Origin of the sequence: Blautia caccae (assembly GCF_040095955.1) — a bacterium.
GTDB classification, from domain to species: domain Bacteria; phylum Bacillota; class Clostridia; order Lachnospirales; family Lachnospiraceae; genus Blautia; species Blautia celeris.
In genome coordinates this window covers 52,555-78,550 of the sequence record NZ_JBBMFP010000005.1, presented here as the reverse complement: position 1 = coordinate 78,550, position 25,996 = coordinate 52,555, and the positions used below count along the sequence as shown (strand labels likewise).

Annotated in this window: 25 protein-coding genes; 3 read left to right on the top strand and 22 right to left on the bottom strand. The window is 49.7% G+C overall.

Features of this window, described 5'->3' with window-relative positions:
• Window positions 1-582 precede the first annotated feature (582 nt).
• The 17 genes from WMO65_RS07030 to spoIIIAA all read right to left on the bottom strand — a co-directional run bounded on the left by WMO65_RS07030 (window position 583) and on the right by spoIIIAA (window position 16,086).
• Window positions 583-2,865 (bottom strand): oxidoreductase, encoded by a 2,283-nt coding sequence (locus tag WMO65_RS07030; RefSeq protein WP_256139327.1) that lies wholly within the window; start codon window positions 2,863-2,865, stop codon window positions 583-585.
• Entirely contained in the window at window positions 2,862-3,575 is a 714-nt protein-coding gene (locus WMO65_RS07025; RefSeq protein ID WP_148392981.1) for a hypothetical protein, read from the bottom strand. Before WMO65_RS07025 ends, WMO65_RS07030 begins: the two co-directional genes overlap by 4 nt.
• The gene (locus WMO65_RS07020) at window positions 3,575-3,775 is read right to left on the bottom strand and encodes a hypothetical protein (protein ID WP_033141196.1); all 201 of its coding nucleotides are present in this window, start codon (window positions 3,773-3,775) and stop codon (window positions 3,575-3,577) included. Before WMO65_RS07020 ends, WMO65_RS07025 begins: the two co-directional genes overlap by 1 nt.
• Before the next feature lie 13 nt (window positions 3,776-3,788).
• Complete coding sequence (locus WMO65_RS07015; RefSeq protein WP_103732581.1) at window positions 3,789-4,583, bottom strand: acyl-CoA dehydratase activase; 795 nt, start codon at window positions 4,581-4,583, stop codon at window positions 3,789-3,791.
• Between the two features lie 27 nt (window positions 4,584-4,610).
• The gene (locus tag WMO65_RS07010; RefSeq protein ID WP_052099418.1) at window positions 4,611-6,257 is read right to left on the bottom strand and encodes a 2-hydroxyacyl-CoA dehydratase family protein; all 1,647 of its coding nucleotides are present in this window, start codon (window positions 6,255-6,257) and stop codon (window positions 4,611-4,613) included.
• On the bottom strand, window positions 6,250-7,455 hold the full coding sequence (locus tag WMO65_RS07005) for a 2-hydroxyacyl-CoA dehydratase family protein (RefSeq protein ID WP_033141198.1): 1,206 nt from the start codon (window positions 7,453-7,455) through the stop codon (window positions 6,250-6,252). Before WMO65_RS07005 ends, WMO65_RS07010 begins: the two co-directional genes overlap by 8 nt.
• Before the next feature lie 15 nt (window positions 7,456-7,470).
• On the bottom strand, window positions 7,471-8,232 hold the full coding sequence (locus tag WMO65_RS07000) for an ATP-binding protein (RefSeq protein WP_148392982.1): 762 nt from the start codon (window positions 8,230-8,232) through the stop codon (window positions 7,471-7,473).
• Between the two features lie 283 nt (window positions 8,233-8,515).
• Window positions 8,516-9,055, bottom strand: a complete 540-nt coding sequence (locus WMO65_RS06995) for a M48 family metallopeptidase (protein WP_033141200.1) — start codon at window positions 9,053-9,055, stop codon at window positions 8,516-8,518.
• A gap of 128 nt (window positions 9,056-9,183) precedes the next feature.
• Window positions 9,184-10,776 carry a peptide chain release factor 3 gene (locus WMO65_RS06990; protein WP_033141201.1) on the bottom strand — a complete coding sequence of 531 codons (1,593 nt, stop codon included), beginning with the start codon at window positions 10,774-10,776 and terminating at the stop codon, window positions 9,184-9,186.
• Between the two features lie 93 nt (window positions 10,777-10,869).
• On the bottom strand, window positions 10,870-11,655 hold the full coding sequence (locus WMO65_RS06985; RefSeq protein ID WP_033141202.1) for a SpoIIIAH-like family protein: 786 nt from the start codon (window positions 11,653-11,655) through the stop codon (window positions 10,870-10,872).
• Window positions 11,656-11,716: 61 nt separating this feature from the next.
• Window positions 11,717-12,202, bottom strand: coding sequence for a SpoIIIAG-related protein (locus WMO65_RS06980; RefSeq protein ID WP_033141203.1), 486 nt, complete (start codon window positions 12,200-12,202; stop codon window positions 11,717-11,719).
• The gene (locus WMO65_RS06975) at window positions 12,199-12,555 is read right to left on the bottom strand and encodes a stage III sporulation protein AF (RefSeq protein ID WP_052099419.1); all 357 of its coding nucleotides are present in this window, start codon (window positions 12,553-12,555) and stop codon (window positions 12,199-12,201) included. Before WMO65_RS06975 ends, WMO65_RS06980 begins: the two co-directional genes overlap by 4 nt.
• A gap of 12 nt (window positions 12,556-12,567) precedes the next feature.
• The gene (locus tag WMO65_RS06970; RefSeq protein WP_148392983.1) at window positions 12,568-13,953 is read right to left on the bottom strand and encodes a stage III sporulation protein AE; all 1,386 of its coding nucleotides are present in this window, start codon (window positions 13,951-13,953) and stop codon (window positions 12,568-12,570) included.
• A complete protein-coding gene (locus WMO65_RS06965; RefSeq protein ID WP_018596529.1) occupies window positions 13,950-14,336 on the bottom strand; it encodes a stage III sporulation AC/AD family protein in 387 nt (128 codons plus the stop codon). Before WMO65_RS06965 ends, WMO65_RS06970 begins: the two co-directional genes overlap by 4 nt.
• Before the next feature lie 18 nt (window positions 14,337-14,354).
• Entirely contained in the window at window positions 14,355-14,549 is a 195-nt protein-coding gene (gene spoIIIAC, locus WMO65_RS06960; protein WP_026255597.1) for a stage III sporulation protein AC, read from the bottom strand.
• A gap of 53 nt (window positions 14,550-14,602) precedes the next feature.
• Complete coding sequence (locus WMO65_RS06955) at window positions 14,603-15,121, bottom strand: stage III sporulation protein AB (RefSeq protein WP_103731194.1); 519 nt, start codon at window positions 15,119-15,121, stop codon at window positions 14,603-14,605.
• Window positions 15,115-16,086 carry a stage III sporulation protein AA gene (gene spoIIIAA, locus WMO65_RS06950; RefSeq protein WP_033141206.1) on the bottom strand — a complete coding sequence of 324 codons (972 nt, stop codon included), beginning with the start codon at window positions 16,084-16,086 and terminating at the stop codon, window positions 15,115-15,117. Before spoIIIAA ends, WMO65_RS06955 begins: the two co-directional genes overlap by 7 nt.
• Window positions 16,087-16,323: 237 nt before the next feature.
• Here spoIIIAA and WMO65_RS06945 point away from each other — a divergent pair, with 237 nt between their 5' ends.
• Window positions 16,324-16,884 (top strand): HD domain-containing protein, encoded by a 561-nt coding sequence (locus WMO65_RS06945; RefSeq protein WP_148392984.1) that lies wholly within the window; start codon window positions 16,324-16,326, stop codon window positions 16,882-16,884.
• Between the two features lie 108 nt (window positions 16,885-16,992).
• Here WMO65_RS06945 and WMO65_RS06940 read toward each other — a convergent pair whose 3' ends face one another.
• Window positions 16,993-18,936: a glycoside hydrolase family 127 protein gene (locus WMO65_RS06940; protein ID WP_148392985.1), complete on the bottom strand. Its 1,944-nt coding sequence runs from the start codon at window positions 18,934-18,936 to the stop codon at window positions 16,993-16,995.
• A gap of 193 nt (window positions 18,937-19,129) precedes the next feature.
• On the opposite strand from WMO65_RS06940, the gene WMO65_RS06935 reads away from it, so the two are divergent.
• Window positions 19,130-20,029 (top strand): AraC family transcriptional regulator, encoded by a 900-nt coding sequence (locus WMO65_RS06935; protein ID WP_033141208.1) that lies wholly within the window; start codon window positions 19,130-19,132, stop codon window positions 20,027-20,029.
• A gap of 94 nt (window positions 20,030-20,123) precedes the next feature.
• Here WMO65_RS06935 and WMO65_RS06930 read toward each other — a convergent pair whose 3' ends face one another.
• A complete protein-coding gene (locus tag WMO65_RS06930; protein ID WP_033141209.1) occupies window positions 20,124-20,528 on the bottom strand; it encodes a MerR family transcriptional regulator in 405 nt (134 codons plus the stop codon).
• A 250-nt stretch (window positions 20,529-20,778) separates the two neighbouring features.
• On the opposite strand from WMO65_RS06930, the gene WMO65_RS06925 reads away from it, so the two are divergent.
• Window positions 20,779-21,774, top strand: coding sequence for an aldo/keto reductase (locus WMO65_RS06925; protein WP_148392986.1), 996 nt, complete (start codon window positions 20,779-20,781; stop codon window positions 21,772-21,774).
• Window positions 21,775-21,977: 203 nt separating this feature from the next.
• Here WMO65_RS06925 and WMO65_RS06920 read toward each other — a convergent pair whose 3' ends face one another.
• From WMO65_RS06920 to gltX, 3 genes are read right to left on the bottom strand one after another with little or no spacing between them, the layout of a single operon-like run.
• Window positions 21,978-22,574 carry a 4'-phosphopantetheinyl transferase family protein gene (locus WMO65_RS06920; RefSeq protein WP_187370625.1) on the bottom strand — a complete coding sequence of 199 codons (597 nt, stop codon included), beginning with the start codon at window positions 22,572-22,574 and terminating at the stop codon, window positions 21,978-21,980.
• A 5-nt stretch (window positions 22,575-22,579) separates the two neighbouring features.
• Window positions 22,580-24,439: an ATP-dependent helicase gene (locus WMO65_RS06915; protein WP_148392988.1), complete on the bottom strand. Its 1,860-nt coding sequence runs from the start codon at window positions 24,437-24,439 to the stop codon at window positions 22,580-22,582.
• A gap of 26 nt (window positions 24,440-24,465) precedes the next feature.
• Window positions 24,466-25,926, bottom strand: coding sequence for a glutamate--tRNA ligase (gene gltX, locus WMO65_RS06910; protein WP_148392989.1), 1,461 nt, complete (start codon window positions 25,924-25,926; stop codon window positions 24,466-24,468).
• Between the last annotated feature and the right edge of the window lie 70 nt (window positions 25,927-25,996).

Here is a 25,996-nt window from a genome sequence, read left to right as displayed (position 1 = left end):
ATTATACCAAATTCCTATAGAAAATAAAAGAGAAATTTTTTTGTGGCAGGGTGGAGGGCGGACGGAAGGGGTGAGAGGGCGGAGGAGCCGGGGGTGTGGGAAAGGTTTGGGGGAAGCGTTCCGCTGCCAGGGAGCTAACCTGCTCCCAGTTACTAAATTCATCGGCAACGGCCTCTTCATTAAGTAACTGGGGCAGGTGGATCTCCCCGGCGCTCCACTATACATCCCCCAAACCTTTCCCACACCCCCGGCCCCTCCCCCCTCTCACCCCTTCCTGTTCTCCATCCTCCCACAAGTCTGTGAAGCGAACCAAAAACAAAAAACCATAAACTCCCGGCTTGCGGTTCTCTCATTACCTATCGGCAGAGAAAGCCAGGGCTGGCGGGGGAGGTTGTTGTGGTCTTCTGGCAGACATTACGGTAGAGAGCCTGAAAATCCAGCGCTTACTAAGACTTAGGCGCGAAGCCTCTGCTGAGCGTCTTAGTCGCAGTTAGCGCTTAGTTGAAGGGGAACGAAGCTGGCTGCCAGAAGACCACAACAGCCTCCCCCGCCAGCCCGTCCCCCCTGCCAACCACCTATCGTCTAAATATCCCGTGCCAAACGATAAGCCGCCCGCGCCGCCTCCAACACTCTTCCTCCTGAAAAGCTGTCTCCAATATTATAAAGCTCCTTCGCCGCATGCATCCGAAGCCCTTCCAGATACAGACTCTCATCCGGCCTGCCTCCCATGGCAAATACCACCAGATCGGCGGGAAGCTCCTGTACCTCTGTCTCCGGGCCGATTTTTTTAGCCAGGGGATTGGCAATGTTTTCAGGAAGCTGTGGCTGCCAGGTATTGTAGGGGTCCGGAACCCCTTTTGAGATGTTCTTTTCTATCTGTACACTGTCCTTAGTAAATCCCGTGACTTTTGCACAGTTTAACAGCTTCACTCCCGCCTTCTCCATGTAATGGATCAGATGGTAACGGTTGGCTGTGCAGGCGCCGCTCATAATGTAGGGGAGCATCTCCACAACGGTTACGTCGCAGCCCTTCTCGTATTTGAGCCAGTACGCCGTCTCACATCCCACAACGCCGCCGCCGATGACCACGGTTCTTCTGGCATCTCCCAGTTTCTCGGGCTCACAGAGAAGGTCTGTGGCCTGCACCCAGTCTGCCTGGTCCACGCCGGGGATTCTGGGGACTACGCTGGTGGTTCCGATGTTGTAGACAATGGCGTCAAAGTTCTGTTCTTTCAGCCACTGTGTATCTGCCTCCACACCGGTCTGCAGGATAATGCCGCCTTTTTCCTCTGCCAGCCGTACTTCCCTTATGAGGTAATCCAGATAATTTTTAAAGTCAAATTTTATCTTCGGTCTGCTGCCGGGAACCACCTTGCCGCCAAGCACCTTTTCCCGCTCGATCAGGGTCACCTCATGGCCGCGGGCAGATGCGGTCAGGGCAAACTGCATGCCTGAGGGGCCGGCTCCCACAACTGCGATCTTCTTTTTGTTCTCCGCTTTTGGCAGAGTCTCTGGTATCACATCCTCAAAGCCGGTTCTCGGGTTTACTGCACACTGGGGATGGCCGCCCTCCACAAACTCGTTGATGCAGCCCTCCTGGCATCCGATGCAGGGACGGATCCTGTCCACCTCCCCGGCATATGCCTTTTTGCACCAGTCCGGGTCAGCCAGAAGGGGACGCCCCAGCATGACAAGGTCGCACATGCCGTCTCTTATAGCCTTTTCCGCCAGATCCGGGTATCCCAGTTTTCCCACTGCCACGATCGGTACCTCCAGGCCGGCATTGGATCTCACTTCCCTGGTCTTGAAATATTTCTTTGCGATCCTGGAAATTTCCAAAAAACAGCCTGCCGGCATACCTGCCGGGGGATGGGGCAGCCACCAGTTGTCATAGCAGCCCAGATCCACGTCAAACATATCCACGCCGGCTTTTACCAGATTTTCCATGTAGCGCAGGGTATCGTAGATGGTTCTTCCGTTTCCGAATTTCTTCAGGGATTTTACGCTCTCCATCCGCTCTTTGTACGTCTCATTGAGAGCCAGAGACAGATCGATCCTGTACATGATAGGATAAGCATCTCCCACTCGTTTTCTGATCTCCCTTACCAGGTCCAGGCCGAAGTTCTGCCAGTAGGCGTATCTCCCTGCTTTTCTCCTGTTGAACGCAGGGTTTGTGAGCTGGTCCAGCAGATAACCCTCATGGCCGTGGAGGTAAACGCCGTCAAGTCCCGCTGTCTTGGCGTCGGAGGCGGCCTGGCCGCCGTTTTTAATGATTTTATGGAGAGCCAGGTCTGTCAGCGGCAGACAGGGAAGCTCCGGAATGTAGAAATTAGGGTTCAGAGATGCGGAACAGGGCAGCTTCATCTCATTGATGACACACTGGGGCGGTCCCACTCTTCCGAGTCCCGGGGTGAGCTGGATAAAAATGCGGCTCCCGTATGCATGTACTCCCTGAGCCAGATCTCTCCACCCGGAGAAAACCGTCCGGCTTCTGTCGATTCTGGGGAAAAAGCTCAGCTTCCCGGGCTCGGTAACGGTATTGTCAATCCCGTGGCTGATGGGGATCAGGCCGGTTGTAAGAAGGCCGGTCCCTCCTTTTGCCCTGGCAAAAAAATACTGGAGCATCTTGTCATTTGGCCGTCCGTTCTCCTCACACATGTTCAGATTGCCCATGGGGGCCATGACGACCCTGTTTTTCAATGTCATGCGGTTGACCCGTATAGGTGAAAAGATCGCGTCGTAGGGGTAAAGCTTACTGCTCATGACAGCAGAGTGTCCGGGACAGTTTTCCTTCTCCTCCTGTACCCAGCTTCCGTAGCTGTCTACCAGCTTCTGAACGATTTTATCAGTTTTCAAACATGTCACCTCTTTCTGTTCTGGAAATGCAGTTTCCGAAGCCCTTCCACCTCATCGCAGATTTCCTTTAATCCGCAGGTGCTGCACTCTTTGTCTGCTTTTTCCATGATTTTATTCAGTGCTTTTGTTATCATTTTATTCTTCTCTGCCAGCCGCTTAAGCGACAAAAAATCTGCTGACTCCTCGGTTATGAACAGCACCTGCACAGCTTTTACACCGGGGTATTCCAGATATTTATTTATATACAGACTGCCTACCCGGGCAAAGGACAGCCCTTCCTTAACGGCTTTTTTTCCTACTCTGACCTGTTCCCGCTCCTCCATGGAGGAGGCTCTTACCATAAATCCTTCGGGATAGACACTGTATTTGATCAGGTCAATGTCCTTACAGATGTGATACGCCCTGTCGTCCTCCCCAATCTCCTCCGTCTCCGCAAATGTGATTCTGGCATAGGAAAGAGGCCCCCTGATCTGCCCAAGATCCGGCCCGTACAGCAGGGTTTTGCTTTCCCCCACTATGCCCGGCGTGGAGGAAACACAGGTATACGCTGCGCTCTTTTTCTCTCTGCCGCCAAGCTCAAAGGCCGTCTCTTTTAGAAGCAGCACCTGGCTGTCCTTCCGGGCGGGTGCGCATTCCTGTGCATTATAGGGAAAACAGGCGGCAGGGATCTGCTGCAGCAGAGAACGGGTATCCCGGATGATCTGATCCTGTATATCCATTACAGTTTTCTCTCCCTGTCCATATCGTCGTAATGTTTGCCAAGCAGCTTATAGACAAAGCCGATCAGCTTCACATCCAGGTTAAAGATATATATGATGAAAAGCAGGACGGCTGCGATTCCGCTTACTGCCAGTATCTTTTTCAGGATGCATCCGTGCTTTTTGATACAGCATGTCTTTACACAGCATTCTTTCTTCATAGGGATTCCTCCTTTATCTTCTGCCCTTCTGGCGGGCATATTCCGCTGCGCCCAGGGCGCCCATAAGCTGCGGGTCCACATCCAGATCGATCACTTTTACCTTCAGAACATGTTCAATGGCCTTTTTCAGTCCTGCATTCTTGGCGCAGCCTCCGGTCAGGGTGATCCTGTCCGTGACACCGGCTTTCTTTGCCATGACAAAACAGCGTTTTGCCACTGCCAGCTCAATACCGGCTGCGATCTCGTCCCTTGCCTTTCCCTCGCCTACCAGTGTGATCACTTCACTCTCCGCAAATACGGTGCACTGGGCAGTGATGGGAATGACATTTTTCGCGCTCAGAGACAGATTTGAAAAATCCTCCAGGGACATTTCAAAGGCATTTGCCATGGTCTCGAAAAAGCGTCCCGTTCCGGCGGCACACTTGTCATTCATGGCAAAGTTCTTGACGGTGCCGTCTGTGTCTATGGCAATTCCCTTTACATCCTGTCCGCCGATATCAATGATGGCGCGCACTTCCGGGTTCGTCACATGGACACCCATGGCATGGCAGCTTATCTCCGAGATATTTTCGTCCGCAAAGGGTACCTTGTTTCTTCCGTAGCCGGTGCCGATGAGATAAGCCAGGTCCTCCGGGCTTTTTAACTCCTCCACCTGTTTTACGGTTTCATCCATGGCGATCACGGAGCTTTCCGATGGATTGATCTTACTTTTTATTGTTGTGTGGGCAGCTATATTTCCCTCCTCATCCAGTATCACGCATTTGGTATAGGTGGAGCCCACGTCACAACCCCCATAATATTTTTTCATTGCCTGCAACCTCCTTTTCCCGGATATCTACCATTCTTTCTCATCGTCAAAATCTTCCAAAGACGGGTCCACGGGTTCCTCATGCATGACTGTGCGCATGTAGCGGTTCACGGACTCTCTCATATGGCGCCTGGAGACCGTTCTGGGGTCCATCAGATCGTGTTCCACCCAGATAAAACGGATTCCCCGCTCCCTTGCCTGATCGTCAAACAGTCCCTGAAGCCCTGCCATGGTCTTGCAGGAAATGTGGCTGTACATGATGACCATATCCGCATGGAATTCCTCACAGACCTTCCAGAGTTCATCCAGCACATTGGCATAGCCGCCGTTGGTGTGTTTTCTCATGGCCATTCGCTCATAGGTCCATGCAATATCCTTTAAAGATTCCTCTTTGTCCTCCGTATTGATGAATTTCATGGACATCATGCTCTCCATATCAATGAGCACATCAATCCCCCAGCACTGTTCTGCCCAATTTCCGAAGTTGGCGTAATAGTGGGCCGGACAGGACCATACCACAGCCCGGTGCCGCATCTCTTTTGCACAGGGGTTCTTCTCCCTGTAGGCCTTCATCATGATCTTGTTCACTCTCTCATCTGTCTTCAAAAATCTGGGATCCCGGCCTGCGTCTGCCATATAGCTCAGCTCTCGGTAGATAGCCAGGATGGAGCCTGTGATCTGCGGATACGCGGTCTGGTTTACATCCCATTTCTCCTGCTCATACTCTGTCTCCTTATTGTATCTTTCCATGGCTTCAAAATAAGCGTCCCAGTCAAATGTCTCCCCTGTATTCTCCTCGATAAAGCGGATCATACCCTTGATCTCCTCCACCGCATAGTCCACGGCCTGCTCATCCAGATAGCGCACCGGAAGAGTCAGCGGATAGGTGGGGAGCTTAAAATATCTGTCCTGGAATATATTTGTCATAACGCTTCCGTCGCAGGGCATGCTGCTGGTTATATAGCATTTTCCGAATATGGGATAATCCCCGGCGATGCCGCATCCTGCCTCCGCGGAGGGAAGGGGACATACGTCTGCCGGAAGCCCGTAGTTTTCCGTCTCATCCAGATAATGTACCTGCATCTGCTGATCCAGAAGGGAAGTGATGTACACAGGGGCCATCTGGGACGGCATGCCTATGAGGTTCGGAAAACCTGCCATGATATGTATGGGCATCATCTCGTCAAAAAGTACGATTTTATCGCTTAAGGCATTGGGTCCGTTCAGGTTCTCATCTGCCTTGAAGGTGTTTTCCAGAAGGCGGGTACAGAACCGCACGATCATCCTCATATGCTCCCTGGCAATACGGAGCTGCGGCCCGCGCAGTCCTGTGAGCTGGGCGTCAATGAACATGGGGGTCTGCAGATAGGAACTGAACCATCTGTATTTCCACAGTCCCTTTACGGAACCCACAGGATTTTTCATGATCATAAGGCTCATATCTCCCCACACCTGCAGCCATTTTGCAAAGTCGTAGGCTGTGTCCTTTACACCTCTCCACTCTCTGAAGGCGGTTGTCAGCTCACCGGTGTGGACATCTCCCTTGTGATGGTCCATGTCTTTCCAGGCATGAAAGGCTCTGGAGACTGTTTTTTTCTCCTTTTTCAGAATCTCACTGCCCTGTGTTTTCAGTTCTTTTCCCTTTTCCAGCAGTTCTTCTATTTTTTTATCCATGGAGGGCGCCTCCTCTCTGGTTCTGGATCTTCTTAATTTCCATCCGTTCCACAAAAGCCTGGATCCTGGTACGCATCTGCCCGGAGGAGCCGGCCCTGTAAGGTCTGTCCACGGACAGTACCGGAAGTTCGTATTCCTCCTGCATGATATGACTGACTAAGGCTCTTTCATATCCCCAGTAGTCACAGAATTTTAACTGCTCATATATAATGCCGTCCGCATGGTAATCCTCATAGAGTTTTCTCACAAAATCACGTCTTGCCTGGATCTTCTCGTGGCTCATATAACGGGCACACTGGCTGTCCTCCATATATCTGCGGCATACTGCCTTCAGTGCGTCCTCCTCTTCTCCAATGTGTATCTCCTGCCTTCCCGGAAAGGAGCCGAAGCAGAAACGGTCTGCTACCACAAGGGCACCGGCCTCCTCCACCAGCTTCGTAAAATCAGGGTCATCGATCTCACTGCCCGCAATGACCACCCTGGCCCGGTAATTCTTTTTTTCATCCGGTTCTCTGTTTCTGATCTCCTCCAGCGTCTCCTGCAGCCTGTCCAGGATCAGATATTTCGGACAGACATAGGTGACCAGGTTCAGAATATGGAATTCGTAGCCTGTAATGCGGGGATTCTCTTCCTTGCGGTATTCCCCGATCTCTGTGATGATACGGCAGATTTTATTGTGCTCCTCCACAGCCTTTCTGATGGCATCATCCGAAGTGTCCACCCCGTAGTTTTCCTCAAGTTTTTTAAAGACCTTTGTCCGAATTTGTTCTGCCTGGTGCTCCACCCCATGTTCCGTCACCTTATAGGGCACATCCACATGGGACATGAAAAATTTGTCTCCCGGTATCAGCTTCTGCACCAGGATATTTTCCATGGAACGGTTCATCTGGGCACAGGCATCAACCGCTGCTATACCGTCCAGGAAATTGTAGCCGCCCTCCACTGCCCGCTCCAAAAGGGCGCGGCAATACTCACAGGTATAGTTTGACATGTAATATGTGGCAATCTCCAGGGAACCTGTCCTGGGCGCCCTCATCCTGAGGGAAAAACAATTGTCCACATTGAGCAGAACCTCCGGCATATGGAAACAGGTATATCCAATCGCCAGTTTTCCCTCCTTTTTTGCCTGCTGTACCAGTTCATTGTTAGCCTCCTGAAGCAGGTTTTCAAAGTAAAACAAGTGCTTTAAATCTTTCACCCGGTTCACACCTCCTTATACAATATGCAGTTTTTCCAGTGCCTTCCCCACACCTGCCGCCAGCAGGGAACTGTCAGGCAGGTCTAAAATGTTCTCCCCCTTCAGATCAAACTCTGTCAGACTGCTGTCCTGTCCGATGGACCCGAGAAAAGGAATCTTCTCAAAATCCAGAAACCTCAGCATTTCCGTATCCGGCAGACGGTTCACAAGCACACCGCAGGCTTCATACATGACCAGCTCATCCGCCACTTTTTTTATGGTTTTGATGACCTGCAGCCCTTTCTGGCTGGGATCTGTGATGAGAATCAAATGGGTCACGCGCTCCATAACACGGCGGTTGATCTGTTCAATCCCGGCCTCACCGTCAATCACCACATAGTCAAACTGCTCTGCCATCATGGTGATGACTTCCTTCAGATATGCGTTTACCGCACAGTAACATCCTGCAGCCTCCGGGCGTCCGATCGCCAGAAACGCAAATCCCTCCTGCTCTTTCAGAGCGTCAAACATTAAATTTCTGGCCTCCCCCAGGCACTCCACCGCTTCCTTTTTCTGACCTTTTTGAACATTTTCAACAATTGCCTTCCGTATGTCATCCATGGTGCTCTCCACAGTAACCCCAAGTGCTGTGGCAAGCCCTACAGCCGGGTCCGCGTCGATGGCCAGGATCCTGGCATCCGGATATTTCCGTGTCAGGATACGAACGATCATGGCGGAAACCGATGTCTTTCCCACACCTCCTTTACCTGCAACGGCAATGATTTTTGCTTCTCCCATACGCCTATCCACCTCCTGTGTTCACGCTGCACTGTTACCTTTATTATAGAGATTCGACCGATTATAGTCAATGCAATTTGTTTATTTTTATTATATTTTTCTGTAAATTATATCTATATTACTTTGTATTTCAAAATATTATTTGTATCTCCGGAACAAGAATGTATTTTCATGCAATTCATCCGATAAATATCCATAATTTTTCGTAAAATACAAAAGGCAAAGCTATTTGACAGCTTTGCCTTTGCAATCATTACTTATTTTGTTAAAATGGATCTTCGGCTCACTCACGGCTCCATAACAAAATGGAACGCTCTTTCAGCCACTGTTTCCATACCTGAAAATCCGGCATGAGCTGTTCCACCAGTCTGATGGTCAGAAAAGGATAATTTTTAACACGGGCCAGTGTGAGGATGACCACATAGTCCAGCACCTCCTCCGGTGCAAGGATCAGTCTCCAGTTAAAAAAGAGCCTGCCGTCCTTTGTGCATTTTCCCCATTGACCATATTTTTCCATAACCTGGATCTGCTCATAAGAAACTCCCATAAGTGACGCATAGTAATCTGCTTTCACAGCGAAGATTTCCAGTGCAGAATCAAGGTACTGGGCCTTTTCTTCCTTCTGATATGGCTGGGCATTGATATACCAGGCATCGGTTTTCCCGGCCTCTGCCTTTTTATGTATCCATTCTTTTTTCATTCGTACAAACTGTTTGATTTTTCGCTTAGGATAATGCTTTGGCGCCCGGACTACCACATTCCCTTCCGGTGTGATCTGGATTCCCACTGTAGTCCTGCTGCCGTAAATTATTTGGTATTCCATTTTATTACCCCCGTTGCTGTGCACTCCCCTCTCTGTTTGACGAAACTTTCTGCCGCTTTTTTATTATACTGTATTTTTCCTCCTTTGAAAACAGGCAATTAAAAAAGAGCCCTGTCGGACTCTTTTTCTCAGTTTCTGCTGAATTCCGCAAGCTCCAGGCCTTCGTTCCTGTCCAGCGTCATGCCCACACTCCAGGCATTGACAAACAGAAGCAGCGGATTTCCTCTCATATCTTTTACTTTCTTCATATCTGAGGTTCCTGTCAGCTTTTCAATATCCACGGATTCCTTGTTGGCGATCCAGCGGATATGTTCGTACGGCAGGTTCTCCAGACGGATTTCCACATTATACTCATTTTCCAGTCTGTATTTCAGCACGTCAAACTGCAGGACACCTACTACGCCTACAATGATCTCCTCCATGCCGCCCATAAATTCCTGGAAGATCTGGATCGCACCTTCCTGGGCAATCTGGTTGACACCTTTGACAAACTGTTTTCTCTTCATGCTGTCCATGAGACGAACCCTTGCAAAATGCTCCGGCGCGAAGGTTGGGATACCTTCATAGGCGTATTTTTTTCCCGGTGAACACACTGTGTCGCCGATGGAGAAAATGCCCGGGTCAAAGACACCGATAATGTCACCTGCATAGGCCTCCTCCACCACATGACGGTCTGAAGCCATCATCTGCTGAGGCTGGGAAAGACGCATCTTTTTATTTCCCTGGACATGGTACACTTCCTGGGAAGCGTCGAATTTTCCGGAACAGATACGCATAAACGCGATTCGGTCTCTGTGGTTCTTATTCATATTTGCCTGAATCTTAAATACAAAAGCAGAGAATTCTTCCTTCATAGGGTCAATGACTCCGATATCCGCAGTTCTTGGCAGCGGTGAGGATGTCATTTTCAGGAAATGCTCAAGGAATGTCTCTACTCCAAAGTTGGTGAGGGCGGAGCCGAAAAATACGGGAGACAGTTTTCCCTGGTTGACCAGATCCTGGTCAAATTCCGCACTGGCACCATCCAGCAGTTCGATCTCTTCCAGAAGCTGTTCCTTCTGTTCTGCATCCAGCACCTGATCAAGGCGCGGTTCGTCAATGCCGATCTCTTCCTCAATCCCCTCTTTTGTACCTTTCATGGTATCGGAGAAGGTGAGTACCTTCCCGGTATCTCTGTCATACACACCTCTGAACTTCTTGCCGGAACCAATGGGCCAGTTGATGGGGCAGGTGGGAATTCCCAGCTCCTTCTCAATGTCGTCCAGCAGATCAAAGGTATCGTTTGCATCCCTATCCAGCTTGTTGATAAAGGTAAAAATAGGGATATGACGCATGGCACAGACTTTGAACAGCTTTCTGGTCTGTGCCTCCACACCTTTTGAGGCGTCAATGACCATGACCGCAGAATCTGCTGCCATCAGGGTACGATATGTGTCCTCCGAGAAATCCTGATGTCCCGGAGTATCCAATATGTTAATGCAATAACCATCATAGTTAAACTGCAGCACAGAGGAAGTAACGGAAATACCTCTCTCTTTTTCAATTTCCATCCAGTCAGAAACCGCATGGCGTGAGGTTGCCTTGCCCTTCACACTTCCTGCCAGATTGATGGCTCCTCCGTAGAGAAGGAACTTTTCCGTCAGTGTGGTCTTACCGGCATCGGGATGGGATATGATCGCAAATGTACGTCTTTTCGTAATTTCTTTCGTATAGTCAGCCACTTGAGGGACCTCCTTATTCTTTTAACACGCTTAAAACATTTTAGTATACCGGGAATATGGTGTCAAGGACTTCTTAACCTTTCTCTTATCTCATTATTCCCCGTCGGAGGTTCCTTCATCCATTGGTGTGATCACGATATTCTCTACCGGAACGCTTGTTTTCCGTTTTACGATGTCCTCGATCTGGGCGCGTTTATCATCTGCCATGTACTCCTGGGGAACGATCACGTCCGCGGAGTCATTGGTCAGATTCACTACCACGTTCTCAAATCCCTTGGCATCCAGCAGCAGCTCCGCAGCTTCCTCCTGCTCAGCCAGATCTGTCATTTTCACCATGGATGCAATGGCTTCCTGTTTCTGCTCGTCTCCAATGTTCTCATTGTTGATGATCTCAAGAAGGGTCTCTTTGTTGGCGGAGCGCACCTGTTCCCTGCTGACCTTTGCCTGTGCCACAAAATTGGATGCTCCTGTCAGAACTGCCTCACCTGGTGTCTCAGCGGACGCGTCTTTGCTGTCTGCATTGTTGTCCGTGGTGTTTCCGTCCTCCCCAGTGGCTGTGCCGTCTGTGGATGAGGAGCTCTGATCCTGTGTTGTATTATTGTCCTCTGTGGTGCCGGTATCCCCGTTTTCCGCCGCTGCATTCTCTTCAAGTAAAGCGGACTCGTCTGTAAGGTCGTAATCCAGGCTGTCAATATCCTCCACGATTCCGTCTGCGTCCGCTGTCTCTTTGCTCTTATCATCCGCTGTGTTTGTGCTGGCTTTCTTAAGTGTCTTGTCAATCCCCAGATGGTTATCTGAATAATTGATGTACCCGGCAACCGCGATCATGATTGCCAGTGCGGTGATAATGACCTGATTCTTCTTAAAGATTTTTTTCATGCGAGCTACTCCTTTAATTCATTTTAGCAACTGCCCTGCCGAAAGAACGCCTTTTTGGGCGTCAGCGGTCAGTCACCATCTTCATTACTTTAATTTTATGGGCTTCTACCTGAAATAATGCCTGCACAGCCTCCTGAATATTCTGAATTACATGGGGATCTTCCCCGCCCTCGGCCACAACCACTACGCCGCTTATTTTCGGGTAACGCTCATTTGACAGATACGGCTCCTGGTTGCCCTTGGAATCCTTGGAATATACGGTGTCTGTGCCGTCCTTTTCCACCACCCTCTCTCCTGTGTCCTCAAATGTGACGAAGACGTCTGTCTTTCCGATTCCCTTTACCTCAGCCAGCACCTCCTTAAGCCGCTGCTGAAGCTGGTCCTCATAATTGGTTTTCTGGCTTGCTTCGCTTGTGGGTGTACTCTTGGCAGTCTGTTCCTCGGTATCCTTTTTCTTCACAGGCATGGCAATGATAAGCAGCAGGATGCCTGCCAGCAGCACTACCACAATCTGCTCCTTTTTCAGCATTTCCGGAAATGGCTTCATGGTCCCACCGCTCCTTCCTGCAGGGAATCTTCCTCATCCTGCGGCTGTGTATCCCCGGTATCCTCACTTTTTTTATTCCAGCCGTACTCCTCCTCAATCTCCCTTGCATAGTTCTCCCATTCCTCCCGGTCCCGCTCCTCCTCTTCCATGTACCGGTCCACACCCGCGTCGATTTTATTCTCAAGCTGCAGGAAATCCAGCACAGGCGAGAGCAATAGGAGTATCAGAAGCAGTCCCATATAAAACTGAATGTACTTTTTATAATTGTTGTCCGGCAGAAAATGCATCACTGCGGATAAAAAAATAAAGTAGCACGCCAGGTTCCGCATCCAGCCGTAAAGGGTATCTGTCATATTGCCGGCCTCCTAATGTCCGATAAATGAAATGGTGAGTACTGCAATGGTGATCAAAAACAGCAGTTCCATGGTGAGCAGCACCTTTAAAAGCAGCATACAGCCGTCCCCGATGGTAGCCAGAGCCCCCACCATTCTTTTGTCCGAAATAGGCTGGACAATGGCTGCCAAAAGCTTGTAGAGCAGAGTCGTCATCCCCAGCCGGATGACAGGGGGAAGTCCCACACACAGGATGACTATGATCCCGATAACTCCCAGCCCGTTCCTCACCAGGACAGCGGTTCCGAGGGCTACCTCTGTCACGCCGTTTATGGCGTTTCCGATGCCCGGGATAGCTGCCGCCGTCTTGCCGATGACGTCCCGCTTCAGCGTGTCTATGGCAGGGCTTATCATGTTCTGGATGATCTGCATTCCGATCACAACTGCTATACAGGTCCGCATGACCCATTCCACTATGGTCCTCACAAGCTCTGCCATTTTGGAGAGGAAATCCTCACTGTGCAGAAAGTTTACAAGCTGAAGCAGCACGTATATATGGATACCCGGCAGAACACCTTTTAAAAAGATAACCTGTACCACATACACCAGCACCAGGACCACTTCATAGAAGACCATGGCTGTGGCACTCCCCGTAGCCGCAGTGACTGCCAGGAAGTAGGAGGGCATCAGCGCTTTCATAAAAGTGACAAAGCCTGTCAGCCCCTCACTTATCTCTATGCTGAGTGTACCGAAGGAATGCACCAAAGCTGCCAGAAGAAGCATGTATACAATGTAAAAACTGATCTCCCCCATCTGTCCGTTGTTGAATACATTGGAAAAATTGGAAAACAGAGAAGCCAGCAGCACCAGCAGCACCACATGGATCATGGTATCCCTCTCCGCCGCCAGGTTTTCCAGCAGAAAATTCTTGGCCAGCGCAAAAAAATACTCTTTTGAGAACAGCTTCTCTCCGCTTAAAATCTTATGCAGGGCGTCCTCCAGACTGAAGCTTTCCTCCCCCAGAAGCTCATTGATGGCATCCTGCATCTGCTCTAACTCCATGTCATCCATGAGTTTTTCCTCTGTGGCACTCTGTGTGTCCTGACGGATCTCTTCCTCTGACTTTTCATCTGCTGCGTCTTTGTTCTCTGCCGTATTCCCGTTCTCCGCCGCATTCCCGTTCTCTGCCGCATTCCCGTTCTCCGCCGCATTCCCCTTCTCCGCCGCTTTTCCGTCCCCGTTATCTTTTGGCTGCCCATCCTGCGTTACGGTATTCTGCGGCTGGTTTTTCATCACATCTTGTCCTGCATTTGCCGAAAAAAAAGAGGCTCTCACCTCCACTGCCGCAGCCAATACCAGAAACAGCACTGCCAGCACGCATCCTGCTGCCCTGACTCTTTTTCCTATCCCCCCTTTCATACCAGAAACCCGTAGATGGCCTCCATCAGTGCAAGCAGCACCGGCATGGACAATACCATGATATAAAGTTTGACAAAGATCTCAATCTGGTTCCCAATAGCCCCGTATCCCGCGTCTTTGCAGATGCTGGCGGAGAACTGGCCGATGTAGGCAGCCCCTATCATTTTCAGCAGTATGGTCAGATATTTTGTATCCACAGGCACATACTCCTGGATCTTCAGCACAGAGTCCAGCAGGTAGGAGAGCTTCTGCGCCATGAAGGTAAAGATGCAGATTCCCACTGCCAGGCTCAGATACAGAGAATACTCCGGCTTTGTCTCTTTTAAAAACAGCGCCAGCACCACTCCTGTCATGCCCAGCATGACGATTTTCACCACTTCCATCCAAAGCCCTCCTTTCCTCTACAGCGCAAATAACTCCTGTATGGTCTGGAATAAATCGTTAATGTAAGGCAGCACCCAGAACAGCACCAGTAAAAGTCCGGCAAGGCTTGTCAAAAAAGCCAGTTCTTCCCGCTGGCTGTGTTTTAAAATCTGGCACAGCACAGAGACCAGAATCCCCACTGCGCCGATTTTGAATAAAATTGTTACCTCCACTTATCTTCCTCCCTTCCTCCTGGATTTCATGTCCCGCGTGCCCTGCCTTTTTTTCAGATCAGCGTAATGGCAAGAAATATTCCTCCCAGCACCCCCAGACTCTGATAAAGTCTTTTTTTCACAGGAATCTCAGCCTGCACTGCCTGAATTTTCCGCTCCAATTCCTGCTGAAACAAAGCCATGGCATTTTCCTGCTGGGAAATATCCAGATAGCCCAGATACTGGCCCAGCTGTCTTAGCTCCTCCTTGTCTTCTTTTGTAAGCGCACTGTCTCCAAATGCGGTTTCCGCCTCCTGCATAAAAATATCGGCAAACAAGATTCCGTCATAGGCATCCGCCCGCTCTGCCACATTTCTCAAAAAATCGGAAAACGGCGGGGTCAGTCTGCCTGCTGCCCGGATAAGAGCCTCCGGAAGCGCCTCCTTGCGGTAGCTGATCTCTCCTTTTATAAGCAGGACCATCCGCTGAAGCTCCCGAAGACCGGAAAGTCTTCTGGTAAGCTTCAGGCTTCTCTCAAAGCCCAGAGCCGTACAGGAGAGCACCACAAGACAGACTCCCAGCACTTTCAGCATAAAGTTCCTCTCCTCCTTGTTTCATCAAACAGGCAGGTGCCCCTCTCATCAAACACGGCCTTCACTTTTCCTGCCTTGTCCTTATTGTGGAGAATAATATACCTCTCAAATATCTTTTCCTGCACCAGACGCTGCATCAGGGGCTTCCTCTTGATATCCTCAATGGAGCTTCCGTGAACCGTGGCAAACAGCTTGCATCCGCAGTGGATAACGGATTCAATGGCATGAATGTCCTCATAATCCCCCAGCTCATCCACGGCCACCACTTCCGGTGACATGGAGCGGATCAGCATCATCATACCCTCCGCCTTTGGACAGCAGTCCAAAATATCCGTGCGGATTCCCAGGTCATTCTGCGGAATCCCCTGATAGGAACCGGCGATCTCGGAACGCTCATCCACCACCCCCACTGACATGCCCGGCAGATAGGTATTGCCGTCACTGACCTGTCGAATCAGGTCGCGCAGCAGGGTGGTCTTCCCGCACATGGGCGGGGAAATAATCAGGGTGTGGCAGACATTCCCCTTGTTGACCACATAGGGAAGGATCTGGTTGGCACATCCTTTTATCTGGTGTGAAAGTCTCAGATTTATATAAGATATGTATTTCAGGCTTTTGATCTTTGCTCCGTCCAGTACCGTTTTACCGGCAATTCCCACACGGTGGCCTCCCTGAATGGTGATGAATCCCTGCCGGATCTCTTCCTCAAATGCGTACATGGAATAATTGCTCACATACTCCATGGTCTCCCGCAGGTCCTTTGCCTCTACCTGGCAGACGCCCTGCATCTGCTTGGTCAGTTTTCCTTCTTTTGTAAGAAAATACTCATTCCCTTTGTAAATTAAGATCAGCGGCGCGTTGACCCTCAGCCTGATTTCATACAAGTGCTCCATATCAAACTCCGCATGCTCCAGGGCTGCCCTGATCTTCTGGGGAAATAACCGTATAATATCCCTTTCTCTCATTGTCTCACCTCTTTAAGATAATATATGAGGACAATCCCTGTTTCATACGAAAAATATCTCGACGCAGAGTATATATGGTTTTGCGCAGATTTCTGTTGACCTTTTTTTCTTCTTATCTTATGCTGATACTATCTCCGCAAGTCCTGAAACTGCATTTTTTTGCAGCAGTTCATGTAAGCGCTTGAAAATTTTCCAATACGCTTTTGGACGCGGTTCATTTTAAAAAGGAGAGAGATCATGAAAGAAACCATAGACGCCTATCTGGCTTTTATGAAAGAGACGGAACTGCTGAAATCCGTGACAAGGACAGCCTGGACCGGTTCCGGGAAACAGGAAAGTACCGCGGAACATTCCTGGCACCTGGCGCTCTTTGCCGCGGTCATGCTGGAAGAGTACCCCGGGCTGGACGCCCGAAAAACGCTGCTCATGTGTCTTCTCCACGACATAGGGGAAATCTATGAAGGCGATATCTCCGCCGCACTCCACCCGGACAGCTCCCGCAAGTACCAGGAGGAGTACCGTGCTGCCAGCCGTGTCTTCTCCCTGCTGCCCGAAAAACAAAAAGAAGATTTCATGGCCGTCTGGCAGGAGTATGAGGACGGCCAAACGCCCGAAGCCCGTCTGGTAAAGGCTCTGGATAAGGCGGAGACGATCATCCAGCATAATACAGGAAAAAATCCGCCGGACTTTGACTACGACTTTAATCTTCAGTACGGAAAATCGTATTTTACCGATGATACCCTGCTGGAGAAAATGCGGAATGTGCTGGACAGTGAGACAAAGAAGCATCTGCCGTAAATTTAAAAAAGCCTGCTCCAAATGGCAGTGAATAGAAAACGCCGGACCCCGGGATACCCTTGATCCCGCGCAGTCCGGCGTTTCCTATTTATGGCCTCTGTCTGTATCTCAAATCCTCACCCACACAAGCATCTCACCCACTGTCCTGTTTGTCCAGGCATAGTATGGAATGAATTTCAGCGTCTGGCGCTCAAATTTTCTTCCCGCATAGGATTTATATAGTGTTTTCTCGTCCCACTCATCTTCTGAGAGGCGTTTTCCCTCTGTGGTCAGTGTCACAACCCCTTTCAGCAGATCTTTCTCATATTTCACTGTAAACTGTGGATTCTCATCCAGGTATAATTCCTGGAGCTGGTCCCCGTTGTCCGCCTCTTCCAGGCAATACACAACCGGACCGCGCATCACTGCCACCTTACCGACATCCTCCCTGACTTTTGGATTGGCTGCCACCAGTTCCACCGGCATTTCCATGGAAAATACAAGCACGTCCCCGTTCTTCCAGCAGCGGTCTAAAAGCAGATATCCGTTCTCCACAGGACAATCCACCGCTTCCCCATTGAGTTTCAGGCTATAGCCGCGGCACCAGCCCGGCACGCGGATGGCATATGTAAACGCCGTATCCGCCTCATTTTCCACCTGTATCTTCACATCACCGCTCCACGGATAATCAGTCTCCACTCGGAACTGATTCTTTTTCCCGTTCAGAACAGCCTGCATACTGCCGCCGATAAACAGATTCATATAGATCTCTTTCTCATTGTACTCATAAGCATATCCCCCGATGGAGGAGAGGAGACGGGCCACATTGGGAGGGCAGCAGGCGCATCCGAACCATTTCTGACGCTCCACTTTCACATGTTTTTTGTGATAATCTTTCTCGGAAGCCTCCGGCACGGCCTCCAGAGGATTTACATAGAAGAATTTCTTACCGTCCAGGGACATGCCGCTGATCACTCCGTTGTAGAGACAGCGCTCCATCACATCTGTGTACCGGCTGTCCTTTGTGATCTCAAACATCCTTCTGGCAAAGAAAATAAATCCGATGGCAGCACAGGTTTCCGCGTAAACCGTATCGTTTGGCAGATCATAGTCAAAGGTAAATGCCTCACCGTACTGCGAGGAACCGATAGAACCGGTTACATACATCTGCTTTTCCACAATATTATTCCAGATTTTCCGGCAGGCTTCAAATAACTCCCGGTCTTCGGCTGCACTGGCCACTTCAGCCATTCCCGTATAGAGATATACGGCACGCACCGCATGGCCTTCTGCCCTGTCCTGCTGGCGGACCGGCTTGCCGGCCTGATAATACTGGTCTTGGAAATAACTGTCTTTCCAGAAGAAATCATTGCCGTTTTTTTCCCTCTCCTCTGCAAAATACAGCGGTGCCTGCCCCCTCTGGTCAATGAAATATTTGGCAAGCTCCAGATGTTTTTCATCCTTTGTCACCTCATAGAGTCCCACAAGGGCCATCTCCGCTACCTCATGACCGGGATATCCGGGTTTCTTACCGGGCGCATTTCCTATATTTTCATAAACACAATTTACATAGCCAATGGCTGTGTCCAGAAATTTCCGTTTTCCGGTTGCCTTATAATAGGCTACAGCACCTTCCACCATATGACCCAGGCAGTAGAGCTCGTGGTGATCCATAAGGTTTGTAAAGCGTTTTTCCAGACCATTCAGAATATAATAGGTGTCCAGATACCCGTCCGGCTGCTGTGCCGCACAGATGATATCAATGGCCTCATCCGCCGTTGCCTCCAGCTCCTTGTCCGGATGCCACATGAGAGAGTAGGCCACAGCCTCCAGCCACTTATAGGCATCACTGTCCTGAAATACCATTCCCTGAAAACAGCCTTCCTCCATACCAGCGGCAACACGGAAATTCTGAATACAGTAACTGGGCTCCGCCCCCTCGATCCTGTCATTTAATGCCTCCCACTGGTAAGGGATCACATGGTTTCTCACCAGCTCCATATACTCTTTCCAGAAATCATCCTGAATCGACACATCGCCCAGCGGCATCATTTTCACTTTCTTTTCTAACATGCCATACCTCCTAAATTTCATGTTGAATTCCAAGATTCCCCGTGCTACCATAAAGATATGGAAAACTTTATAAGGCAGCAGCCGGATTCCTGTTTTTCCCTTTGTTTATCAGGTTTTATCTTATGAAATGATTGTATCATCTACAGTTTCGGAAACAACATATAAATCAAAAGAAAAGGTGGTCATATCCCAGATGTTGCATTGTATTTGTGATGCCTCAAAGCCGGCAGAATACCTGACCTGCGGCAACCTTATAAGTGAAAACGGATTTATGCATTTAAGCAGGACCCTGGACTTCTTTGTTCTGATCCTGGTGCAGGAGGGAACACTGCACATCTGCCAGGACGACAGGGCCTGCGATGTGGGCCCGGGGGAATTCTTCGTCCTGTTTCCCGGCATCACCCATTATGGTTATAAGCCCTCCCATGGATATCTCTCCTACTGCTGGGCGCATTTTGCACTGCCGGGCACTCCTGCGGATACGGTCAAAAATCTGCCTCATTCTGTCGGAATCTATCAGCAGGCCCGGGGCTTTCCCCTCACAGATGCCTTCTCTGCCGAGCAGGTTTTTCTTCCGGAGCACGGCAGAATCTCCATGGAAAAACGTTCCCAGCTCCTGTTTCTCCAGCTTCTGGATCTGGCTAAGCGCAGCAGCTATCAGAGGACTTGGAGCTGCCGCCATGCGCTGAATCTGCTGCTTCTGGAGATCAGCCGTGAGTATCTGCAGGCAGAGCACTTTGGACAGGATCTTCTGCCGACTGCCGTGCAGGATATCATAGAATGGGTGCAGAGCCATTTTGACCAGCCCCTTACAGTCAGCGGCCTGGCGGAAAAATTCGGGTACCACCCTACCTATCTGTCTGCACTGATCAAACAGTACACCGGTTATCCCCTTGTCACCTATATCAACCGCACACGCATCAGCGTATCAAAAAATCTGCTGAACAGCCATTCCCTGACCATTCGGCAGATTTCTTCCATGTGTGGATTCGCGGATGAAAAGCATTTCATGAAACTGTTCCGGCAGTTTGAAGGCATGACTCCCACCCAGTACCGGAAAGCCTTTGACCAGAAAAAGATCAACACACTCTGATACGCACCCGGAAGCAGCGGCAGGGAGAGCTGTTTTTCGGTCATGAGAAGACTCACACGCTATGACGCGCATTCGGAAGCAGCGGCAGCCTTTTTTAGTAGTCACCCCAGAAAGGATATGCACTCCCGCTGTCCATGGACGCCTTAATGTCACTGTAATATCTCAGTTTACGGTTTATCTGCTTTCTGGCAGACTGCAGTTTCTCAATCTGCTCTGCCACATGCCGGTCCTGCTCCTTTAGCAGAGCGAGGATTTCCTCGATATGCTCCTGTTCCTCCTCCTCGTATGTAAAAAACTCCAGAAGCTTTGCCATGGACATGCCCGTCTCCTTAAAACAGCGTATGGCGCCCAGACGGCCGATATGCTCTTCGGTATAAATGCGCTGATTTGCCTTTGTCTTTTCCACTGCAGGCAAAAGACCGATCTCCTCGTAGTACCTGAGCGTGGATGCCGGCAGCCCAAACATCTGGGAAACCTGTTTTATTGTGTATGTTGTCATAATACCCTCCTTATTTTCGGCGTATATAACAAAGTTAAGGTCCTTTATTGACTTCAAGTATACTTGAAGTGCTAAACTTTGTAAAGAAACAAGAAAAGATGACAATTATTCAGCAGGTCTGCGCATTTACTGCGCTGACCGTAAGAAAATGTTTCACAGCCAAGTAAAAATCCCATCGCCAAAGGCGATTTTGTATGGATTTTTGCCTGTAACTGTGAGGACACTGAACAGTTACAAAAGGAGATCACTTATGTACAGAGCAGATGACAAACGATATGAAACCATGACATACAACCGCTGCGGATACAGCGGCCTAAAGCTTCCTGCAGTCTCCCTGGGACTATGGCACAATTTTGGTGACACCGCAGTCTATGACAACATGAAAAAGCTGTGCTTTACTGCCTTTGACAACGGCATCACCCACTTTGACCTGGCAAACAATTACGGTCCCGAACCGGGAAGCGCGGAGAAAAATTTCGGCAGGATCGTAAAAGAAAATCTATCCGCCTACAGGGATGAGATAATCGTCAGCACCAAGGCCGGCTATGATATGTGGCCGGGTCCTTACGGGGACTGGGGCAGCAGAAAATATCTGACTGCCAGCCTGGACCAGAGTCTTATGCGCATGGGCCTTGCATATGTGGATATTTTCTACCATCACAGAATGGACCCTGAAACTCCCCTTGAGGAAACCATGGGTGCCCTGGATCAGGCAGTGAGAAGCGGAAAAGCCCTGTATGTGGGACTGTCCAACTACGACGGGGAGACTATGAAGAGGGCGGCTGCTATTTTAAAGGAACTGAAATGCCCCTTTGTCATTAACCAGAACTCCTACAACATCTTCAACCGCACCATAGAGAACAACGGTCTGAAGAAAGCCTGCGCGGAGGAGAAAAAAGGGATCATCTCCTTCAGCCCGCTGGCCCAGGGCATGCTGACGGACCGCTATCTAAAAGAAATCCCTTCGGACAGCCGGGTAGTCACAGACGGACGTTTCCTAAACGCAGAACAGCTCACAGACAGCCGTCTTGACTGCATCCGGGGTCTGAACCGGATTGCATCCGAAAGAGGAGAAAGTCTTGCGCAGATGGCGCTGAAATGGGTATTGAAAGATGACGTAGTGACCAGTGTACTTGTAGGTGCCTCCAAGGCAGAACAGATTCTTGATAACCTGAAAGTACTCAAAAGTGCTCCGTTTACGGAAGAAGAGCTGAAAAAGATCGACGAGCTTTCTATGGCACTTTAAGCTGTTTCAATCCATCCCCTGTACTTTCACAAAGTATGGCCATATTTGAAAAAAGTCCTGCCGGCCGGGGTTCTGCGTCGAAACGCAGCCGTCTTCTGCCCGCAGGACTTTTTCATACAGTAATTCAGGATTCCACGCCGCAGTCTTCCTGCACCGAAGCGTGCCGCCTGCTGCTGTCTTTTGCTGAACGGACTTTCCTTTCTTCAAAGCTGTAACGGTAATTCTATTTTTTCAAAGGAAAACGGAACTGCCGTACATACCTGACAGACGTATCCCTCTTCCACCGGAATTTCCTCCATGACAGCATCTTCCATGGACAGTTTTGAAAGGTCCCTGGTGATTCCCTCCCCGCTCCATTTGAGATAACTCTCCTTCCTGGCCCAGAAAAACGCAAATGCCATTTCCGGGTCTTTGGCGTTTTGGATCACTTCCTGTTCCAGGGCATTCATAGTCCGCTCCAGAAGCCTTTTTCCTCTCACCGGCTGACGGATCTGAATGTCAATCCCTACCGGAATCCCTGCCAGAGCGCAGACCGCATATGCGCCGGAATGGCTGATATTAAAATGGATCTCAGGATATCCGTGGAGATATGGCTTTCCGTTTTCTCCTTTTGCAAGCATCTTTTCAAGCTGGGCTGCCCCTTCCTCTCCATCCGGAACGGACAGTCCGTACAGCTTTTTTAAGGCATGGGCAAGAAGAACACGTCCGGCCCGTGTTTCCAGCCTTCCTTTTTCACCTTTTTCTTCTGCTCTGCCTGTCAGTCTCTCTGTTTTTCCGTAAAAAACCCAAACCTTTTCCACAGCCGTTACTCCTTCTTTTCCGGTATAAGCCCGCTTTCCTTGAGAAATCTTGACACTTCCAAATCCTTGTCGTGCCTGCATTTTGCATAAAGTATGTAAAGCTCTTTTCTGGCCCTTGTCATGCCCACATAGAAGAGCCGCCGCTCCTCCTCTATGCTGCTGTCTGAAACAGCTTTATGGTAGGGAATAGTCCCTTCATTCACATCCATGAGAAACACCCGGTCAAATTCCAGGCCTTTGATGCTGTGCAGAGTGGACACTGTGACGCCTTTCTTCTCAATATCCTGTTTCTTTGCCTGTTCCTTTAACTTGTCCGTGTAGTCGGAAATATGCGCAAACCATTCACCGAAGCTTTTATATCCTTTGGCACTCTCTGCCAGCTCCTCCATGACTTCGTACAGGTCATCCACTTTGATCTTCCGGTAAGAGGCGTAATCCTTCAGATACTCTTCATACCCGATGCCATACCGGATATAATTGATTGCCCCATAGGGTGTCATGCGCTTCAGTGTTGTCAGGTCTTCCTCCAGCTTGTCGATTCTGTCGCACATCCAGTCCTTTCCCTCATAAAACCAGCGCAGCCCCTCAAAGGACACTGTGGCATCGTCCAGCGCGTCCCTGGATATATAACGGTTTGGACGGTTCATAACCTGCAGAAATTCCCGGCGGCTTCTGTCGCCCTGGGCCAACTTTATATAGGAAATGATATTTCTGGATATCCAGTGCTCATACAGATTCGGCAGGGCATCCCGCATCTGAAAGGGAATCTGGTATTCCATCAATGTCTCCACCAGGAACCTGGCCCCCAGATTCGTGCGGTAGAGAATAGCTGTCTCCTCGTAGGCTTCCCCCTCCTGCACTGCCTTTTTTATACATTCCTTTACGAAAAGCTCCTCCTCCTTGCCATCCTCAAACGAACGCACCACCACCGGTTTTCCCTCTCCGTTTTCTGTAAAAAACTCCTTGGGATAGCGGTTCTTGTTTCTCCCGATCACACGTTTGGAGGCCTCCACGATCTGCTTTGTGGAGCGGTAATTACAGGCCAGCAGTTCTGTCTCTGCATCCGGAAAATCCTTTGGGAAATGGAGCATGATCTCCGGCTTTGCACCTCTGAACGCATAGATGGACTGGTCATCATCCCCCACGATAAAGAGGTTATTCTGGGGCGCTGCCAGCAGCTTTATAATGTCATACTGAAGCTGATTGATGTCCTGGAACTCATCCACAAGCACATACCGGAACTTATTCTGCCAACCGGCCAGGATATCTTTTCTTCCTGTCAGAAGGTCATAACAGTACAGCAGCATGTCATCGAAATCCAGAAGCCTGGACTGTCTGCAGGCGTCCACATAGGAGCGGTAAATCTTTCTGAATGTGTCATCCGGGCAGTTGGCGGAATAATAATGCTCTATGGGCATCCTGCCATTTTTTACAATGGAGATTTCCTGTACCAGCCCCTCAAAAAACTCCTTCTCGTCGTCAATCCGCATTCTCTGGCGGTAGACGATTTCCTTTAAAATATCGTATTTCCGCTCTTCCCCAAGAATGTTCTTTGCGGACAGACGATAGGCATGGCGCAGGATTCCGTAAAAAATGCCATGAAACGTACCAAAGGTCACCTCCCTGTAAGGGCCTGTCATACCTTCCTTATCACACAGGCGTAAAAAACGCTCCTTCATCTCCCTGGCAGCCGCTTTTGTAAACGTCACCACCAGAATGGATGAAGGAGTTACCTGGTATTCCTTTATTAAGTTAGCCACCCTCATGGTGATGGTGGTTGTTTTCCCGGAACCGGGGCCTGCAAGAAGCATCATGGGGCCCCGGTTGTGGGATACTGCTCGTTCCTGTGAGGAATTTTTCTGCATATATGGGTTACTCCAATAGTATTTGTTTATGCTTGCTCCAGTTTTTCCACTGCAGCATGCAGACGTTTCATGGACTCTTCTTTTCCCAGCACTTCCAGAATCTCCGTAGCACCGGCAGGTGTCATCTGCTTGCCGGAAAGGGCGGTGCGTACAGGCCAGAGGATCTGTCCGTTTTTATAGCCGTTTTCCTTTGCAAAACCGCAGAGCAGTTCATACAGCGCATCGTTTGTATAATTGTCAAAACCTTCCAGAACCGGTATGACCTTATTCAGAACCTCCAGTGAGATTTCCGGGTTGGTTTTCATTTTCTTGTGTGTGTACATGGACACATCATACTCCGGTACTGCCTCAAAGAAGTCAATGAGAGCCGGGATATCCGGGAAAACTTCAATCCTTGTCTTTACCATGCCCGCTATTTTCTCAAGGTTCAGATCTTTTTTGACTGCCTCTTTCACAAACGGAAGCGCCATGTCATAGAATTTGTCAAAATCCATCGCTTTGATGTATTCTCCGTTCATCCATTTCAGCTTTGTCATATCAAACACAGCCGGGGATTTACTCATATGATGATAGTCAAATTCTTTCACCAGCTCTTCCAGGCTGAAGATCTCACGGTTGTCCTCCGGGCACCATCCAAGCAGCGCCACGTAATTTACAATTGCCTCTGTGAGAAATCCCTGGTCCAGCAAATCCTCATAGGAGGAGTGGCCGGAGCGTTTGCTCAGCTTTTTGTGCTCCTCATTGGTGATCAGCGGACAGTGTATATACGTGGGAATCTCCCAGCCAAATGCCTCGTAGATCCTGTTATATTTCGGTGAGGAGGACAGGTATTCATTTCCGCGCACCACATGGGTGATCCCCATGAGATGATCATCGATCACGTTTGCAAAGTTATAGGTGGGATAGCCGTCTGATTTGATCAGGATCAGGTCATCCAGTTCATTGTTCGGCACAGTGATGTCACCGTAAATATCATCATGGAAGGTTGTGGTTCCCTCTGCCGGCATATTGAAGCGGATCACATGGGGTTCTCCTGCAGCAAGCTTTGCCTCCACTTCCTCTTTGCTTAGATGCAGACAGTGCTTGTCATAGACCGCAATTTCCTTGCCGTCCTCTCCCACGCTGGCTTTCAGGGAATCCAGACGCTCTTTTGTACAGAAACAGTAATATGCATCTCCCTGTTCGATCAGTTGTTTGGCGTATTTCAGATAAATGCCCTGTGCGTTTCTCTCACTCTGGACATAAGGGCCGTAGCCGCCGTCCTTATCCGGGCCTTCGTCGTGAACCAGTCCCGTCTTTGCCAGTGTGCGGTAAATGATCTCCAGCGCGCCGTCCACAAAACGTTCCTGGTCTGTATCCTCAATACGGAGCATAAAGCTTCCGTTCTCATGCTTTGCGATCAGATACGCGTATAAAGCAGTTCTCAAATTTCCCACATGCATTTTTCCTGTGGGGCTTGGGGCAAATCTTGTTCTTACGGTACTCATATTATCAATCTCCTTATCGGTTCCTTTTTTCTCCTGGTTTTTCCACGAAAAAGGGGTACATGGACATTGT